18 protein-coding genes are annotated in these 16,783 nt (G+C 65.3%); 10 read left to right on the top strand and 8 right to left on the bottom strand.

The annotated features are described in order from the left end of the window. Positions 1–62: 62 nt before the first annotated feature. The gene (locus HAP47_RS30515; RefSeq protein ID WP_173641393.1) at positions 63–1,691 is read right to left on the bottom strand and encodes a fatty-acid--CoA ligase; all 1,629 of its coding nucleotides are present in this window, start codon (positions 1,689–1,691) and stop codon (positions 63–65) included. A 76-nt stretch (positions 1,692–1,767) separates the two neighbouring features. Between HAP47_RS30515 and HAP47_RS30510 the strand changes: the two genes are divergently transcribed. Beyond that, the gene (locus HAP47_RS30510) at positions 1,768–2,958 is read left to right on the top strand and encodes an extensin family protein (RefSeq protein ID WP_371821679.1); all 1,191 of its coding nucleotides are present in this window, start codon (positions 1,768–1,770) and stop codon (positions 2,956–2,958) included. Between the two features lie 23 nt (positions 2,959–2,981). Here the strand turns inward: HAP47_RS30510 and HAP47_RS30505 are convergent, their stop codons facing one another. Further along, entirely contained in the window at positions 2,982–3,659 is a 678-nt protein-coding gene (locus HAP47_RS30505) for a L,D-transpeptidase (protein WP_173641394.1), read from the bottom strand. Positions 3,660–4,009: 350 nt separating this feature from the next. On the opposite strand from HAP47_RS30505, the gene HAP47_RS30500 reads away from it, so the two are divergent. Both HAP47_RS30500 and HAP47_RS30495 read left to right on the top strand, forming a co-directional pair. Then, complete coding sequence (locus HAP47_RS30500) at positions 4,010–4,987, top strand: magnesium transporter CorA family protein (protein WP_173641395.1); 978 nt, start codon at positions 4,010–4,012, stop codon at positions 4,985–4,987. A gap of 131 nt (positions 4,988–5,118) precedes the next feature. Further along, a complete protein-coding gene (locus tag HAP47_RS30495) occupies positions 5,119–5,340 on the top strand; it encodes a hypothetical protein (RefSeq protein WP_173641396.1) in 222 nt (73 codons plus the stop codon). A gap of 143 nt (positions 5,341–5,483) precedes the next feature. Here the strand turns inward: HAP47_RS30495 and HAP47_RS30490 are convergent, their stop codons facing one another. Then, a complete protein-coding gene (locus HAP47_RS30490; RefSeq protein ID WP_173641397.1) occupies positions 5,484–6,236 on the bottom strand; it encodes an SDR family NAD(P)-dependent oxidoreductase in 753 nt (250 codons plus the stop codon). Between the two features lie 37 nt (positions 6,237–6,273). Continuing rightward, positions 6,274–6,915, bottom strand: a complete 642-nt coding sequence (gene pdxH / locus HAP47_RS30485) for a pyridoxamine 5'-phosphate oxidase (RefSeq protein WP_173641398.1) — start codon at positions 6,913–6,915, stop codon at positions 6,274–6,276. Between the two features lie 108 nt (positions 6,916–7,023). On the opposite strand from pdxH, the gene HAP47_RS30480 reads away from it, so the two are divergent. Both HAP47_RS30480 and HAP47_RS30475 read left to right on the top strand, forming a co-directional pair. Then, a complete protein-coding gene (locus tag HAP47_RS30480; protein ID WP_173641399.1) occupies positions 7,024–7,428 on the top strand; it encodes an RT0821/Lpp0805 family surface protein in 405 nt (134 codons plus the stop codon). A gap of 132 nt (positions 7,429–7,560) precedes the next feature. Then, positions 7,561–8,520, top strand: coding sequence for a DnaJ C-terminal domain-containing protein (locus HAP47_RS30475; protein ID WP_173641400.1), 960 nt, complete (start codon positions 7,561–7,563; stop codon positions 8,518–8,520). Positions 8,521–8,907: 387 nt separating this feature from the next. On the opposite strand, the gene HAP47_RS30470 is transcribed toward HAP47_RS30475, so the two are convergent. Together HAP47_RS30470 and HAP47_RS30465 are read right to left on the bottom strand one after the other, a co-directional pair. Then, positions 8,908–9,672: an anti-sigma factor family protein gene (locus HAP47_RS30470; protein WP_173641401.1), complete on the bottom strand. Its 765-nt coding sequence runs from the start codon at positions 9,670–9,672 to the stop codon at positions 8,908–8,910. A 67-nt stretch (positions 9,673–9,739) separates the two neighbouring features. Further along, complete coding sequence (locus HAP47_RS30465) at positions 9,740–10,228, bottom strand: sigma-70 family RNA polymerase sigma factor (protein ID WP_173641402.1); 489 nt, start codon at positions 10,226–10,228, stop codon at positions 9,740–9,742. Between the two features lie 175 nt (positions 10,229–10,403). Here HAP47_RS30465 and HAP47_RS30460 point away from each other — a divergent pair, with 175 nt between their 5' ends. From HAP47_RS30460 to HAP47_RS30445, 4 genes are all read left to right on the top strand, one after another. Continuing rightward, positions 10,404–11,003 carry a histidine phosphatase family protein gene (locus HAP47_RS30460; protein ID WP_173641403.1) on the top strand — a complete coding sequence of 200 codons (600 nt, stop codon included), beginning with the start codon at positions 10,404–10,406 and terminating at the stop codon, positions 11,001–11,003. A gap of 136 nt (positions 11,004–11,139) precedes the next feature. Continuing rightward, the gene (gene aroC, locus HAP47_RS30455) at positions 11,140–12,228 is read left to right on the top strand and encodes a chorismate synthase (protein WP_173641404.1); all 1,089 of its coding nucleotides are present in this window, start codon (positions 11,140–11,142) and stop codon (positions 12,226–12,228) included. Between the two features lie 50 nt (positions 12,229–12,278). Then, the gene (locus HAP47_RS30450; protein WP_173641405.1) at positions 12,279–13,472 is read left to right on the top strand and encodes an adenylate/guanylate cyclase domain-containing protein; all 1,194 of its coding nucleotides are present in this window, start codon (positions 12,279–12,281) and stop codon (positions 13,470–13,472) included. 11 nt (positions 13,473–13,483) lie between these two features. After that, a complete protein-coding gene (locus HAP47_RS30445; RefSeq protein ID WP_173641406.1) occupies positions 13,484–14,371 on the top strand; it encodes a DMT family transporter in 888 nt (295 codons plus the stop codon). A gap of 7 nt (positions 14,372–14,378) precedes the next feature. On the opposite strand, the gene HAP47_RS30440 is transcribed toward HAP47_RS30445, so the two are convergent. After that, positions 14,379–15,143, bottom strand: a complete 765-nt coding sequence (locus tag HAP47_RS30440; protein WP_231168470.1) for a hypothetical protein — start codon at positions 15,141–15,143, stop codon at positions 14,379–14,381. 90 nt (positions 15,144–15,233) lie between these two features. Then, positions 15,234–15,539, bottom strand: a complete 306-nt coding sequence (clpS, locus tag HAP47_RS30435) for an ATP-dependent Clp protease adapter ClpS (RefSeq protein WP_021076758.1) — start codon at positions 15,537–15,539, stop codon at positions 15,234–15,236. Positions 15,540–15,819: 280 nt separating this feature from the next. Between clpS and HAP47_RS30430 the strand changes: the two genes are divergently transcribed. Continuing rightward, positions 15,820–16,668 (top strand): DUF1194 domain-containing protein, encoded by an 849-nt coding sequence (locus tag HAP47_RS30430; protein WP_173641407.1) that lies wholly within the window; start codon positions 15,820–15,822, stop codon positions 16,666–16,668. Positions 16,669–16,783 lie beyond the last annotated feature (115 nt).

The raw sequence follows: 16,783 nt of genomic DNA, 5'->3' as shown, positions 1-16,783 counted from the left end.
CCGCCTCACATCTCGCTTTGCTCGCTGTGAGCCGACCCTCCCCTCCAGGGGAGGGTAAAGCGTCAAGCCGCCGCCGTCGGGAAGGTGTAATCCTTGAACTGGTCGCGCAGTGCCGTCTTCAGGATCTTGCCGGTCGCGGTGTGGGGAATGCCGTCGACGAAGACGACGTCGTCGGGCATCCACCATTTGGCGATCTTGCCGTCCATGAACTTCAGGATGTCCTCGCTCGTGGCGCTCTCGCCCTGCTTGAGCTGCACGATCAGCAGCGGCCGCTCATCCCATTTGGGGTGATGGACGCCGATCACGGCGGCTTCCGCCACCGCGGGGTGGCCGACCGCGAGGTTCTCGAGATCGATCGAGGAGATCCATTCGCCGCCGGACTTGATCACGTCCTTGGAGCGGTCGGTGATCCGCATGTAGCCGTGCTCGTCCATCGTCGAGACGTCGCCGGTGTCGAAAAAGCCTGCGTCGTCGAGGATGTTGGCATCGACCCGGAAGTAGGCCTTCGCGATCGCGGGGCCGGAGACCTTGAGACGGCCGAAGGTCTTGCCGTCCCACGGCAGCTCCTTGCCGGCGTCGTCGGTGATCTTCATCTCGACGCCGAACGGCGGATAGCCCTGGGTCTGCAGGATGTCGAGCCGCTCCTCGCCGGTGCGCGCGTTGAATGGCGGCTTCAGCGTGGCCAGCGTGCCGAGCGGGCTCATCTCGGTCATGCCCCAGGCGTGGCGCACCTGGCTGCCCATGTCGAGGAACGCCTTGATCATCGAGCGCGGCATCGCCGAGCCGCCGCAGATCACCATCTGCAGATCCGGCAGCTTGAAATTGTTGGCGGCCATGTATTGCAGCAGCATCAGCCACACCGTCGGGACACCCGCGGTATGGGTGACCTTCTCGGTCGACAGCAGCTCGTACACCGAGGCGCCGTCGAGCTTCGGGCCCGGCATCACCAGCTTGGTGCCCATCGATGGCGCGGAGAAGGCGATGCCCCAGCTGTTGGCATGGAACAAGGGGACGACCGGAAGCATTGTGTCCGACGCGGAGGTGCCGAGCGCGTCCTTCGAGTTGGCCATCAGCGCGTGCAACACGTTGGACCGGTGCGAATAGAGCACACCCTTGGGATCGCCCGTCGTGCCGGAGGTGTAGCACATCGCCGCGGCGGTGTTCTCGTCGAAGGTCTTCCACGCGAACTTGCCGTCGGATGCCGCGATCCAGTCCTCGTAGGCGACCGCGTTCTTCAGCGTGGTCTGCGGCATGTGCGCCTTGTCGGTCAGCACCACGTAGCGCTCGACGCTCGGCAGCTGGCTGGCGATCTTCTCCAGCACCGGAACGAAGGTGAGGTCGGTGATGACGATGCGGTCCTGGGCGTGGTTGACGATCCAGGCGATCTGTTCCGGAAACAGTCGTGGATTGACCGTATGGCAGATCGCGCCGATCCCCATGATGCCGTACCAGACCTCGAGGTGGCGCCAGGTGTTCCAGGCGATAGTGGCGATGCGGTCGCCGAGCTTGATGCCGTCGCGTTCGAGGCTCTGCGAGACCTTCAGCGCGCGGGCGTGGATTTGGGCGTAGGTGGTGCGATGAATGGGGCCTTCGACCGACCGGGTCACGACTTCCTGCGTGCCGTGATATTTGGCGGCATGCTCAATAATCTTGTGACACAGCAAAGGCCAATCTTGCATCAAGCCAAGCATACGCAAATCCCTCCTCGATCCTCACGCATGATCCGCCGGCATCTTGGACGGCCGGCGGTAAAATCACGGAACTGACATGAACTGTAGCGCGGAGAAAGCAAGCCGAAAATGGCCCGATGGCGCGTTTCGTCGCGGGGGCTCGGCAATGGTTACCGCTGCCGCCGCGCTGCTTTGCCTTGGCATGCAAGCGGGGACCGCGCAGGCCGCCCGCGGAGCGCCTGGCTTTCCCTGGGACGATCTGTTTGGCACCCGATCGCACGGGGCGCACAAGGCGGTCCGCCGCTCAGCGGTGCCGCTGCCGAAGCCACGCCCCGCGGAGGCGCCGGCAGCAGCTGACGCGCCTGCGGCCGCGGAGCCCGAGCCGCCGGCGGCTGCGGCACCGCCACAGGCCGCGCCTGCTGAGGCTGCCGGGCCCGGCGAGACGGCCAAGCCAGCCGAAGCAGCGAAGCCCGCCGAGCCGCCCACGCCGCAGCTCTCGGCCTGCCGGCAGGCCCTCACCGAGGAGATCGCGATCGCGCCGAGCATTCCGGATATCCACGGCGCCGGCGGCTGCGGCGGCGAGGATCTGGTGCGGCTCGAGGCCATCGTGCTTCCGGACAAGCACAAGGTCGCGGTCAAGCCCGCGGCGATCCTCCGCTGCAAGATGGCAAGTGCAGTCGCCGACTGGGTCCGTACCGATATCGCGCCGCTGGCGCAGAGCCTCGGCGGAGGGATCAGCAATCTCGACAATTTCGACTCGTTCGAGTGCCGCGGCCGCAATCGCGTCGCCGGCGCACAACTCTCCGAACATGGCCGCGCCAACGCGCTCGACGTGCGCGCCTTCGGTCTCGCCAACGGCAAGTCGATTTCGCTGACCGACCGCAGCGTGCCGCGCGATCTGCGCGAGACCCTGCTGCATTCGGTCTGCGGCCGCTTCTCCACCGTGCTCGGCCCGGGCTCGGACTGGTACCACGAGGACCACGTCCATCTCGACCTGATCGAGCGCCGCAACAATTACCGGATCTGCCAGTGGAACGTGTACGACCCGCTGCCGCATGTCGCGCCGCTGTTGCCGGCCGAGCGCCCCGAAGAGGCGCCGCCGCGCGAGGTCGCCGCCAAATCGGACGCGTCCAAGCCGGACTCATCCAGGACCGACGGATCCAAAGCCGACCGCGGCAAGGCCGATGAGCCGGATGCGGCGAAATCGGATGATGCGGCCGCGCCCGGGGGTGCTGCCGAGACCAAGCCGCAGCCAACAAAAAAGCGCCGGCAAAGCCGGCGCCTTTGATCGCGATTGCGACGTGATTGGGATCAGTAGGTCGTGCCGCCGGCGCCCTGCAGCGCCATCTGCGGCTTGTAGGGCGAGTCGCCGTGCTTCGGCTCCAGCACCACGACGATGGTGCCGAGCTTGACGCGGTTGTAGAGGTCGATGACGTCCTCGTTGGTCATGCGGATGCAGCCCGAAGAGATCGACGAGCCGATGTATTCCGGCTGGTTGGTGCCGTGGATGCGGAACAGCGTGTCCTTGCCGCCCGAGTAGAGATACATCGCGCGCGAGCCCATCGGATTGTCCGGGCCGGGCGCCACGAAAGTCGGAACGCCGAGGCGCGAGATTTCGCCGGGGGTGGGATGCCAGGCCGGCCATTCGGTCATACTGCCGACCTTGGCAATGCCGGACCAGGCCATGGCTTCTTCGCCGACGGTGATGCCGTAGCGGATCGCCTTGCCGTCGTTCAGCACGTAATAGAGGTAATGGTTGTCGGAATCGACCACGATCGAGCCGGGGGCTTCCTTGCGGTGGTACTCGACGATGGCGCGGCGGAACGGTTCAGCCACCGGCGTCTTGACATAGGTGGTCTTGGCCAGCAGTTCCTTGTCACGCGGCTTGAAGGCGGCCGTGTTGGTTGCCTCATAGGTCGTGGCCTGCATGCAGCCCGACAACATCAGGCCCGCGGCCAGGATCCCGAAGGTAACTTTGAACGACGACATGATTACATTCCAATCGAAAATCCGCGCCCGAAAGCGCCAACATTACGCCCCAAACGCCACGATTCCATGAAGGGCATTATTGCCGAAACGTGCCATTATTCCCAGAGTTTAGATGCCTTTCCCGCATCGCGGGACGTCGTCTGTGGCTTTTTTGCCGCAAGTCTTCTGGTGTGCGGCCAGTTTTTGTGCAAACAGGCAACGGTTGTTCAATCGAAGCTGCTTCAACGTCACATTCACTGCCGCTTGGCGGCCACAAAGGTGGATGTCCGGTTAATCGCCCGGTCATGAAGCGCCAGCCAGAATCGCGCTAGATCGACGGGTCTTGCCAGCCCTGTTTCGTGGAGTCCGTGATGCTGTCGGTGTTCGTTCCCTCCGACTTTTCCCTCAAGAAGGCCGCCGCCACCGACATCGGCGCGCTGCCGGAGGCGGCGGTCTGGGTCGACCTGGTGAACCCGACCGTCGAGGAGGACCGGGCGGTCGAGAAGCTCGCGGGGATCGCGGTTCCGACCCGGGAAGACATGCAGGAGATCGAGATCTCCAGCCGGCTCTATATCGAGAACAGCGCGCGCTACATGACCGCGACGCTGATGTGCCAGTCTGACACCGATATGCCGCGCACCACGGCGGTCACCTTCATCCTGACCGGCCATCGGCTGGTTACGGTGCGCTACGACCTGCCGAAGCCGTTCGCGCTGGTCGAGAACAAGCTGGCTCGGGCCTGTTCCCCCGGCATCACCGGGGAGCAGGTGCTGATGGAACTGCTGGATGCGGTGATCGACCGTTGCGCCGACATCCTGGAGCGCTGCGGGGCCGACATCGACCAGGTCTCCCACGAGATCTTCGAGCCGGAGGCCGAGCGCCACGGCCACGCCAAGCGATATTCGCAGATCCTGATCGCGATCGGCCGCAAGGGCGACCTGACCTCGAAGGTCCGCGAAAGCCTGGTCTCGATCGGCCGCCTCGTCACGTTCCTTTCGGCGATCGTGGAAGGGGTGAAATGGTCCAAGGACATGCGCGAGCAGCTCAAGACCATGCAGCGTGACGTGGCCTCACTGACCGACCACGCTTCCTATCTCTCCAACAAGATCACCTTCGTGCTCGACGCCATGCTCGGCGTGGTCAATCTGGAACAGAACAACATCATCAAGCTGTTCTCGGTGATGGCGGTGGTGCTGATGCCGCCGACGCTGATTGCCTCGGTCTACGGCATGAATTTCAAGATCATGCCGGAACTCGAATGGACGCACGGCTATCCGTTCGCGCTGGTGCTGATGCTGATCGCGGCGATCGTGCCGTACTGGATCTTCAAGTGGAAAAAGTGGCTGTAGCGCTGGTTCCACACGTCGCGTTTTGGGACGCGCTTTCTGCCTTATTTCCTCTGCTAAAATTTGAGTGTTGCGCTGAACGTTTGGGCGAAACTTGTCTGCGATAACGCCCGCCTCGAAGCCGGAGGACAGCAATGGTTCAGAAGATCATAACGCCACGGCGTAACGTCATCGACTTTGCGCGCTATCAACACGACCGCGCAGCAGGCAAGGTGCAGGCGATCTCGCCGAGACTTTGCCGCTATTGTGGCGCTGCGTTGCTTGATGGCGAGGACGAAGACGATTGCTCCAGCGCGTTGAACGACATCGCGCTGCAGCCGATTGAGAAGAAGTCTCGCCGGTTTTATGCGGACTAGAGGCTGAGGCCTTTTGGAGGCAGAAGCCTCGTCTGCGTCGTTACGCCTGCAATCGAAGCAATCCCAACGTGACGGCCGCGGCGGCGGCCGGGATCGCCTCGAACCTCTCGCTTCCTTCCCCGAAACAACATCCAAGCCACAGCTCAGACGTGCTGGCCACCGTTGATGTGGATCTCGGCGCCGTTCACGTAGGAGCTGGTTTCCGTGCACAGCACGTAGATGATCTTGGCGACCTCGTCCGGAGTGCCGAGGCGATGCATCGGGATTTGCTGGTCGACGATCTTCTCGGTGCCTGGCGACAGGATCGAAGTATCGATCTCGCCCGGTGCGATCGAATTGACGCGCACGCCGACGCGGCCGAAGTCGGATGCCATTTCCCGCGTCAGTGACGCCAGCGCGGCTTTCGAGGTCGCATAGGCAACGCCGGCGAACGGATGCACGCGCGAGCCGGCGATCGAGGTGACGTTCACCACCGCGCCCTTGGCGTGCCTGAGCTCGTCGATCAGCCCGCGGGCCAGCATGATGGGCGCGAAGAAGTTGACGCGGAACACGTGCAGCCACGTCTCGATATCGGTGTCCATGGTCCCGAGCCGCGCGCCGGCCGCACCCTTTGGCGAGATCGCGGCGTTGTTGACGAGCGCGTGCAACTCGTCGTTCACCAACCGTTTGCGAATCTCGCTGATGGCGCGAACCGTGTCGTCATGGTCGCCGAAATCGACCTCGATATGATCTTCCGGTCCAGCGCCCCAGGGGCAGACTTCCGGAAATGCATGCCGCGAGCAGGTGATGACGCGCCAGCCGGCGGAAGCAAACCGGATCGCGGTGGCGTGACCGATGCCGCGGCTGGCACCGGTCAGGAGCAGGGTACGGCGCGGCGCGTTGGAAGGAGGGGACATGGTGTCTTTCAGGTTGTCGTCTTTTGAGCTGTCGTCGTCACGGATAGAGCCGCACCTTCGACCAGGCGCTGCCGGCGCCGTCACGGCGGAATTCGATGCGGTCGTGCAGGCGGAACGGGCGGTCGTGCCAGAACTCGAAGCGCTGCGGCGTGATCCGCCAGCCGCTCCAGCCCGGCGGACGCGGCACCTCGCCGATGACGTATTTCGCGCCGGCCTTGGCGATCGCCTGCTCGAAGGCGAAGCGGCTCTCCAGCGGCTGCGATTGCTTGCTGGCCCAGGCGCCGATCTGCGCCTGCTTCGGCCGCGTGGCGAAATAGGCGTCGGCCTCGGCGTCCGTCACCGGCGTTACCGCCCCGCGGATGCGCACCTGACGGCGCAGCGATTTCCAGTGAAACAGTAAAGCGGCCTTGGGGTTTGCGGCCAATTCGCTGCCCTTGGCGCTGGCAATGTGGCTGTAGAACACGAAGCCGTCGGCATCGAAGCCCTTCATCAGCACCATCCGCACGTCGGGCAGCCCGTCGGCATCGACGGTTGCGAGCGCCATCGCGTTCGGATCGTTCGGCTCGGACTTGACCGCTTCCGCAAACCATTCGCCGAACAGGGCGAACGGCTCCTCCGCCGCGGTGAAATCACCCGATGTTAACGGTGTCGGGTGTTTGATGGAGGTCGTGTCGGTCATGTCAGGAGTCCCGATTTGCATTCGCCCGCGTCCGAGAGCGCGTTTCTAGCCCTATATAGGGCATGGGGGCGCGTTGGCCTATCGGCGATCCACCCCGCGGGCGCGGTGGTGACCTTGATCCTGATCGGCGTCGGCGCCAGCGGCTGCAGCCTGTCGCGCACCGATGCTTTCGCCAAGATGGACAAGGATGTGACGGGCTCGATCAACCCGACCCAGGTCAGCGCAGTGATGCCGACCGATAGCGATCTCGCCTTTGCCCGCAACGCCGCCTCCGACGTGCTGACCAGGGGCGACAAGGATTCCAGCCAGCCCTGGGAAAATCCCCAGACCGGGGCGCGCGGCTCGGTGACGCCGCTGGCCCAGGCCTATTCGGACGAGGACGGCAAGACGTGCCGGGATTTCCTCGCCAGCTATGTCAATGGAGCCACCGAGACCTGGCTGCAGGGCGCCGCCTGCAAGGCTGGACAAGGCCGGTGGCAAATTCATAGCCTGAAGCCTTGGAGCAAGTCCTGAGAGCAAGTCCTGAAAGTCCCGGCCGATGCCGGCGTCAAGCTAGTTGCAAAAATGCCACTGGGTCCCCACATAAGGACAAAGTGGGCCCGATGGGTTCCCAGGACTGATTTTCCCGTGAAGGAGACGTGACGGATGCGCGACCCCTATGAGGTCTTGGGGGTGCAGCGGAGCGCCAGCGCTGCGACGATCAAGAGCGCCTATCGCAAGCTCGCCAAGAAGCATCACCCTGATAACAACAAGAACGATCCGAAGGCGGCTGCCCGCTTTGCAGAGATCAACACGGCCAACGAGATCGTCGGCGACGAGGACAAGCGCAAGCAGTTCGACCGCGGCGAGATCGATGCCGAGGGCAAGCCGCGCTTCCAGGGATTCCCTGGCGGCGGCGCCAGCGGCCGTGCCGGTCCCGGCGGCTTCGAGTACAGCTTCCGCGGCGGTCCCGGCCCCGGCGGCGTGGGCGGCGGCAGCTTCGAGGACATCCTCAACAGCATGTTCGGCAACGCCGCGCGTGGCGGCGGTGGCGCGCGCGGGCGGGCGAGCCCGTTTGAATTCGAAGGCGGCGGGGTCGGCGTCGACCTCGATCTTTCGGTCGCCATGACCGTGTCGCTGGAGGAATCGGTCAGGGGCGGCGACAAGCGCGTGCGCCTGCCGACCGGCCGTGAGCTCAACGTCAAGATTCCGCCCGGCGTCACCGCCGGCCAGCAGATCCGCCTGAAGGGGCAGGGCGACACCGCGCAAGGTCACCCGCCGGGCGACCTCCTGATCACGATCTCGATCGCGCCGCATCCGTTCTTCAAGGTCGACGGCAACGATCTGCGGATCGATCTGCCTGTGACCCTCTACGAGGCGGTGCTGGGCGGCAAGGTCCGGGTGCCGACGCTCGGCAGCGCGGTCGAACTGTCGATCCCGAAGAACACCTCGAGCGGCCGTACCTTCCGCCTCAGGGGCAAGGGGCTGTCGAAGGCGGGCGCCGTCGGCGACCTCTATGTCACGACCCGCATCATCCTTCCCGACGGGAACGATGCCGAGCTTGAGGCATTGATGCAGACGTGGCGAGAGCGAAATCCCTACAATCCGCGCAGCGATCTCGGCTGACCGCCGAGAGCGCGCCCCAAAAGACGCAAGAGACGCGAAACTGCACTACCCCGGACTCTATCGGGGTAGACGCAGCCATTGTGAGGGCGTCAATGGATGACCGGCCGTCCGACGTCCAAATCTGCGGCGTGCAGATCGGATGCGGAAAGAGTGCGGCCTCGAGAGGGGGACCAGCGCGGTACACAAAACCCCAATCGAGGCCGCGTGCGCCGATCGGCGGATCGGGCGCCGATCATCTTCGCGTGAGCATCCGGTACGACAATGAGACGCGTCCATGACGCGAATCGAAATTTTCAATGTCGGAATTGGGACGCCGAGTGAGGCTGGATTCACTTGCTCGAAACGGCACAATATCGGCGGCTGATCTCCCCGTAAATCTACGGGAGATCAGCCGCCGTTCTTCTCCATCTGATCGTAGACGGCCTGCGCGACCTGGGTCAGGCGCGTGCGGTCGGTGCCGCCGCTGACGACATAGGCAACGCCGCGATCGGCCCAGAACAGCGCGCCGTCGCTGCCTTGGACGGCATAGCGCATCTGGGTCGCCTCGGTTTTCGCCTTGGCGGTGTAGACCGTGAAGCGCTCGCCGGACGTGCTCTCATACATCAGGAACGACGCCGGCCCGCTCGGCCCCGGCAGCAGGCGGCCACCGACCAGCTTCAACCCGGTGAGGTCGGGCGCGCGAACATCCCAGCCGCACCGCTTGGTCAGCCATTGCTGCAGATGGTCGCGCTCGCTGCCGGGCACCTCGACGGGATGACGGACCTCGACCACGTAGAGCCGGTGCGCATCCAGCGCATCGAGCGTGAAGCTCTGGAAGGCCGACGGCGTCGCCGCGGCGCCGCGCGCGATCCAGCCGACGCCGCCGCCGGCGATGAAGGCCATCAGCGTCGCCGCCACGGCGCCATAGACCCAGCGGCGCGGCTGGCGCACCAGCCGCTCGAGCTCGAGCCGCTTCGGCACCGCCTCGTCCAGCACCGTGTCGTAGCGCGCATGCAATGTCTCGGCCATCGCGCGCCACGACTGCACCCGCGCCGCGTCGTCGGGATGCGCGGCGAGCCATGCCTCGACATCGCCGCGGCGTTCGGCCGGCAGCTCGTTGTCGACGTAAGCATGCAGCTCGTCTTCGGTGACGGGGATGTTCGGGTCGGTCATATCAATGGTCTCTGCCAAATCTTGTTCGAAAGACGTGCATGCGTAACGCCTGTCATCGCGCACATTATCATTTCACCCGCCTCAGCGTTGGGCGCTGGCCCTCGATCGATGCCCGCACATGGGCGCGCGCGCGGGCGAGGCGGGACATCACCGTGCCGATCGGCACGCCCTGGATATCGGCGACCTCCCGGTAGCTCATGCCCTCCAGCATCACGAGCAGCAGCACCGAGCGCTGCTCCTCGACCAGTGTCGACAGCGCGCGCTCGATATCGCGTCCCTCGGCCTCGGTGCCGCTGGCGTCGGCATTGTTGTCGAGCAGCGGCATGAAGGCCGGCCGCCGCGCCAGCGAGCGCCTGCGGTTCTTGTTCAGATTGGTCAGGATCGTGTACAGCCAGCTCCTGACGTCGCCGCCGAGAAACAGCCGCTCCGAGCGCAGCGCGCGCACCAGCGTGTCCTGCACCAAATCATCGGCGATATCCGTGTCACGCACCAGCGCCCGCGCATAGCGGCGGAGCGCTGGAATCATGGCCTCGACACTTTGACGAAACGCGGTCATGCATCCCAGTCTTCGATGGTCTCGGCGGCAACCGCCTTGCTCAACATAACACCCTAACGGCGTGGCTATTCCGGTTTGCGCCGACCTCCGCGCATAGCGCCTCGGCTGCGGCCGATTTGGGCTTGTCGCCAGCCAAAGTGCTGGTGTACCTCCGGGCCAGAAAAATTCGAAGCGAATGCCGGTGCCAACGATCTACTACATCCGCCACGGCGAGACCTCGTGGAACGCCGAAGGCCGGCTTCAGGGCGTGCAGGATATTGCTCTCAACGAGCGCGGCCGCGCCCAGGCGGCACATGCCGGCCGCATCCTCGCCGATCTCCTGGCGCGCGACGGCCGCGACAAGGCGACGCTGCCGTTCGTCGCAAGCCCGCTGCTCCGGGCGCGCGCGACCATGGAGCTGGTGCGCACCGAGCTCGGCCTGCCGCAGGGCGACTACGCCCTCGACGCGCGGCTGCGCGAGATCGCCTACGGGACGTGGGAAGGCTCGACGTTGGCAGAGGCGCAGGCCGCCGACCCCGTCGTCTATGCCCGCCGCCTGGCCGAGAAGTGGACGGTGTCGCCGGAGGGCGGCGAGAGCTATGTCGACGTGCAGGCGCGGATGACCGAGTGGTATCGCGCGGTGACGTCGGACACGGTCGCCGTCGCCCATGGCGGCACGGCGCGGGCGCTGATGGTGGCGCTCGGCTTCGAGACCACGGCCTCCGCGGCCGACCTCACCATCGAGCAGGGCGCGGTCTACGTGTTCAGCGCGGCGGGCCTGCGGAAGTATAGTTAAGGGCGCGGTGTCCCCACCCGTCATTCCGGGGCGCGAAGCGAACCCGGAATCGCGAGATTCCGGGCTCGATGCTTCGCATCGCCCCGGAATGACGTCTCAGGTTTGACCCCGCTGCCTGCGCGCGTTACGACACGCCATGTCCTTCAATACTTTCGGCCATATGTTCCGCGTCACGACCTTCGGCGAGAGCCATGGGGTTGCGATCGGCTGCGTGGTGGACGGCTGTCCGCCGATGATCCCTCTGACGGTGGAGGAGATCCAGCACGACCTCGACCGCCGCCGGCCCGGCCAGTCGCGCTTCACCACCCAGCGCCAGGAGCCGGATGCGGTGAAGATCCTGTCCGGCGTGATGGCGCATCCGGAAAGCGGTGTGCAGGTCACGACCGGGACGCCGATCGCGCTGTTGATCGAGAACACCGACCAGCGCTCGAAGGATTATTCCGAGATCAAGGACAAGTTCCGCCCCGGCCATGCCGACTTCACCTATGAGGCGAAATACGGCCTGCGCGACTACCGCGGCGGCGGGCGTTCCTCTGCGCGCGAGACCGCGACCCGTGTCGCGGCCGGCGCGATCGCGCGAAAAGTCCTGCCCGAGGTGAAGGTCCGCGGCGCGCTTGTGCAGATGGGGCCGCACAAGATCGACCGCGAGAAGTGGGACTGGGACGAGATCGCCAACAACCCGTTCTTCTGTCCCGACAAGGACAAGGCGGCGTTCTTCGAAAGCTATCTCGACGGCATTAGAAAGAGCGGCTCCTCGATCGGCGCCGTCATCGAGGTCGTCGCCGAGGGCGTGCCGCCCGGGCTCGGCGCGCCGATCTACGCCAAGCTCGACAGCGATCTGGCTGCGGCGATGATGAGCATCAACGCCGTCAAAGGCGTCGAGATCGGCGCCGGCTTCGGCGCCGCCGAACTCACAGGCGAGGAGAACGCCGACGAGATGCGGACCGGCAACAACGGAACGCGTTTCCTGTCCAACCATGCCGGCGGCGTGCTCGGCGGCATCTCGACCGGCCAGCCGGTGGTGGTGCGCTTTGCGGTCAAGCCGACGTCCTCGATCCTGACCACGCGCCAGACCGTGGACCGCAAAGGCGCCGATACCGACATCCTGACCAAGGGCCGCCACGACCCCTGCGTCGGCATCCGCGCGGTGCCGGTCGGTGAGGCAATGATGGCCTGCGTGCTGGCCGATCATTTTCTGCGCGACCGCGGGCAGACCGGGCGCTGATCCCCTGTATAGTGCAGATCACCGGATCGGGTGCTCGCTTGGGGAATGCCATGAACGCGTCGGAGCTTCGGGACATCATCGAATGGATGATCGGCGGCGCGCGATCGGCGCCGACCCCGCCGCAGATGATGGCGGAATGCTGCGAACGCCTGGTACGGGCCGGGCTGCCGCTATGGCGCGTCGGCGTCTTCGTACGCACGCTGCACCCCGAGATCTACGGCCGCCATTTCTTCTGGAAGCCCGGCGCCGAGGTCGAAACCGGCACCGTGGATCACAACATTCTGGACACCCCGGAATTTGCCGTCAGCCCGCTGTCGATCGTCTTCAAGCAGGGCATTGAAGTGCGCGCGCGGCTCGACGATCCGGCCAGCAAGCGCTTTCCGATCGTCGTAGATTTGCAGGCGGAGGGCGTCACCGATTACATCGCCGTGCCGCTGGTCTATACCGACGGCTTCACCAATGCCTCGAGCTGGACCACCAGGCAGCCGGGCGGCTTCACCGAGGAGCAACTCGACGCGATCCGCTCGATCACTGTCCCGCTGGCGCGCTACATCGAGATCATCACGCTGCGCCGCACCGCAACGCTGTTGCTCGACACTTACGTCGGCAACCGGGCCGGCGAGCGCATCATGGGCGGCCAGATCAGGCGCGGCCATGCCGACACGATGGATGCCGCGATCTGGCTGTCCGACCTGCGCGGCTTCACCGCGCTTTCCGACCGCTTGCCGGCGGAGACCGTCGTGGAGATCCTCAACCTCTACTTCGATTGTCAGGTCACCGCGATCCGCGACCATGGCGGCGAGGTGCTCAAGTTCATGGGCGACGGCCTGCTCGCGGTGTTCCCGGTCGACGAATATCTCGGCGACGAGGTGCAGGTGTGCTCGCGGGTGCTGGAGGCGGCGCGCGCATCCCGCGCCGGGGTCGAGGCGCTGCAATTCCCCAATGGCGACGCCGTCGAGCGCTTCCGCTTCGGCGTCGCGCTGCATCTCGGGCGCGTGCTCTACGGCAATATCGGCGGCGGCAACCGGCTCGACTTCACCTGCATAGGCCCTGCGGTAAATCTCGCCGCACGGCTCGAGAAGATCGCCGGCCGCCTCGGCCGCACCGTCGTGGCTTCCGAGCGCTTCGCCGGCATTCACGACGGCGGCTGGAGCGATCTCGGCGAGTTTCCGATCGCAGGATTTGCCAAGGCCGAACGGGTCTACGGCCTGTTCGACGAGGCGCCGGTCGCCGCTGCCAGCTAAGGGCAGCGTACGTGACTGACGTGCACGCGCAGCATCGCACCGGGATCGCGCTGGTCGTCGCGGCTGCGGCGGCCTGGAGCACCGCGCCGTTCTTCACCAGGCTGCTGCCCTTCGATTCCTGGACCATCCTGTTCTGGCGCGGGCTGTTCGGTGGCGGCGCGATCGCGCTGTTCCTGGTCGCCACGCAGGGCTGGCGCGGCGCGCGCGATCTCGTCGTGATGCCGGCGAGCGGATGGCTGGTGGCCGGCCTCTCGACCTTCGGCATGGTGACGTTCATTCCGGCGCTGCAACTGACCAGCGTCGCCAATGTCGCCATTCTGATCGCGATGCAGCCGTTTGCGGCGGCCGCGATCGCCCGGCTTTGGCTCGGTGAGCGGGCGCGGCCCGGCACATTGCTGGCAAGCCTTGTCGCGCTCGCGGGTGTGGCGATCACCGTCAGCGGCGCCGGCGGCATCACGGATTACAGGGGCATCGGCCTTGCCTGCGTGATGGTGCTGGCGATTTCGCTGATGACGGTGGTGATCCGGCGGCACAAGAGGACGCCGATGATCGCCGCCGCGGCGCTCTCGAACTTTCTCGGCAGCGCCGTGAGCTTGCCGTTGGGGCAGGGCATCGGCGCGGTCACCGGCGCCGATCTCGGCGTGCTCGCGATGTTCGGCGCGTGCCAGGTCGGTCTCGGCCTCACCCTGTTCACGGTCGGCTCCAGATTGCTGCCGTCCGCGCAGGCCTCGCTGATCGCCACGCTGGAAACGCCGCTGATGCCGTTCTGGGTGTGGCTGGCGTTTGCCGAGGTGCCGTCGCCGCGCGCCCTGATCGGCGGTGCGCTGGTGATGGGGGCGGTCGTCGCCGACATTGCGCTGAGCCAGCGGGCGCAGCTCGCGCGGCCGGCCGAGCGGTGATGGCCAGCTAACCGCCGCGCGCGTAAGACTGCTTCAGGCCGAAGGTCAGGATCGACAGCGTGATCCACAGCCGCAGCATCGCGAAGCCGAAGATGAAGACGACGTAGACCAGGCTCTTGATCGGTTGGCCCACCATCGAGGTCTGCCAGAAGTGCCAGATCGCGGTGCGAACCAACCCCTGCCCGTAGCCGAGCGCAACGTTGATCGCGCCCAGCACGAGCACGGCAGCGCCGAGCGAGAGAGCGTGCCGCCCAAGGTCCTTGACGGCGGCAAACAGCGCGACGCGACCGCCATTGCCTTCCGCATCGACGATGATCAGCAGCACCAGCGCTGCGATCGCGGCACTCCAGAACCGGCCGAGATGAGTGGCCTGATCGAAGGCCATGCCGTCGAGGCCCGTCAGGAAGTGCGGTGCAAACGATGTGAAGCCGATCGCGGCGGTCCCGAGTGCAGCCACGATCATCACGAGCGCGATCCGCCACAGGATCGACAGTGACAGTCCGGTCTGCTCGGCCAGCGTCAATTCACCAAGCGATGATCGGCCTCCGGAGGCCTGGATCGAGTCCCGTGCCGTTGCGAAGAAGGCGAGCAGCACGCAAACGTCGGCCAGCACCAGTGCAGGCAGCATCAGGCCTGGCTTGCCATAGCCGACGATCCGCAGTGCCGCCGCGATGACGAGCCAGGGCAGACCGGGCAGCGGGCGAAAAGGCCCGAACGAGGTTTCCGGGCGGGTCTTTCGCAGTGAAAGCTGTTGGCGCAGTGCGACGGTCATGCCGCGTTCGTGCCATGCGATACCTAAAGCAGGCGTCGCTACGATCGATAAAATTCGCGGCAAGGCCTGCGGCAATCTGGCGCTGGCGCGCTATTCCTCGGGCTCAGTGGTGAACAGCAGCGGATAACCCTTGGCGCGGCCGGCGTCGGTGGCGCGCGTTGCCTTGGTCTCGGCGACATCCCTGGTGAACACCGCGACCACGCAGACGCCACGCTGGTGCGCCGTCAGCATCACCTTGTAGGCCTGGTCGTCGGTCATGCGGAATTCACCCTTCAGCACGGTGACGACGAATTCGCGCGGCGTGTAGTCGTCGTTGACCAGGATCACCTTGTGCAGGCGCGGCCGCTCGACCTTGGTCTTTGTCCTGGTTTTCGGTTTGACGACGGTATCGGGCATCGCACTCCCTCGCGATTGCCCGTAAGAATACCGTCTTCCCGCGCGTGTTGGAACCGTTCGATTTGCACGGCGTCATTGCGGCAACGGCACGGCGCGCGTTGCCGCAATCGCGGCAAGTGATCCGCAAGCGTCTAGCTTGCAGACCTCTAACTTGCAGACCTCTAACTTGCAGACCTCTAACTTGCAGACCTCTAACTTGAATGTGAAGGAGAGATGATATCTGCGCTTTTCGCCGCCTGATTTGCGTGTCACCATGACAGGACACGACGGGAGGGCCGCAATGCGCTGGTATGTCTCGATCGGAGCGGTGCTTGTCGCGGGCATGTTGGCCAGCGGCGATGTGGCCGGTGTTGCCGCCCCCGGCCCGGGAACACAGACAGGCCGGCTGGCCGAAAAGGAATCCACGCCGAGCGTCGACATCGAGTTGATCATCGCGGTCGACGTCTCCTACTCGATGGACATGGACGAACTCGCGATCCAGCGCGAGGGCTATGCGCAGGCGATCGTTTCCAAGGAGTTCCTGCAGGCGCTGAAGGCCGGCCCGAACGGCAAGATTTCGATCACCTATTTCGAATGGGCCGCCTCCAACGACCAGAAGGTCATCATTCCCTGGCGGGTGATCGACGGCCCCGAATCCGCCGACGCGGTCTCCGCCGAGATCATGAAGACGCCGGTGCGCCGCGCCTCGCGCACCTCGATCTCGGGCGCGATCTATTTCGCGATCCCGATGTTCGACGAGAATCCGCATCGCGGCCTGCGCCGCGTGATCGATATTTCCGGCGACGGCCCCAACAACAACGGCACGCCGATCACGCCTGCGCGCGACGCGGCGCTCGACAAGGGCATCGTCATCAACGGCCTGCCGATCATGGTGAAGGAGCCGTCCTATTCGACGATGGATATCGAAAATCTCGACTACTATTATGAGGACTGTGTGATCGGTGGCCCTGGCTCCTTCGTGGTGTCGATCAAGGATCGTGAGAAGTTCAAGGAAGCGATCCGCACCAAGCTGCTGCTCGAGGTCGCGGGCCGCACCCCCGAGCGCCCGATCGTGCGGACCGCCGAGAAGGAGCCGCGGGTCAGTTGCACGATCGGCGAGAAGATCTGGCAGGATCGCTGGGGGCGGTGAGGACGATTCGTGATCTCGTAGGATGGGTAGAGCGAAGCGAAACCCATCAATTTCAATTCGCCGCGATGGGTTTCGCTTCGCTCTACCCATCCTACGGTTCTGTCCCGGTCACGTC

This window comes from Bradyrhizobium sp. 41S5, from assembly GCF_011516665.3.
Lineage (GTDB): Bacteria > Pseudomonadota > Alphaproteobacteria > Rhizobiales > Xanthobacteraceae > Bradyrhizobium > Bradyrhizobium quebecense.
Note: the sequence above shows the minus strand (reverse complement) of the source record. Positions and strands in the feature narration are given on the sequence as shown.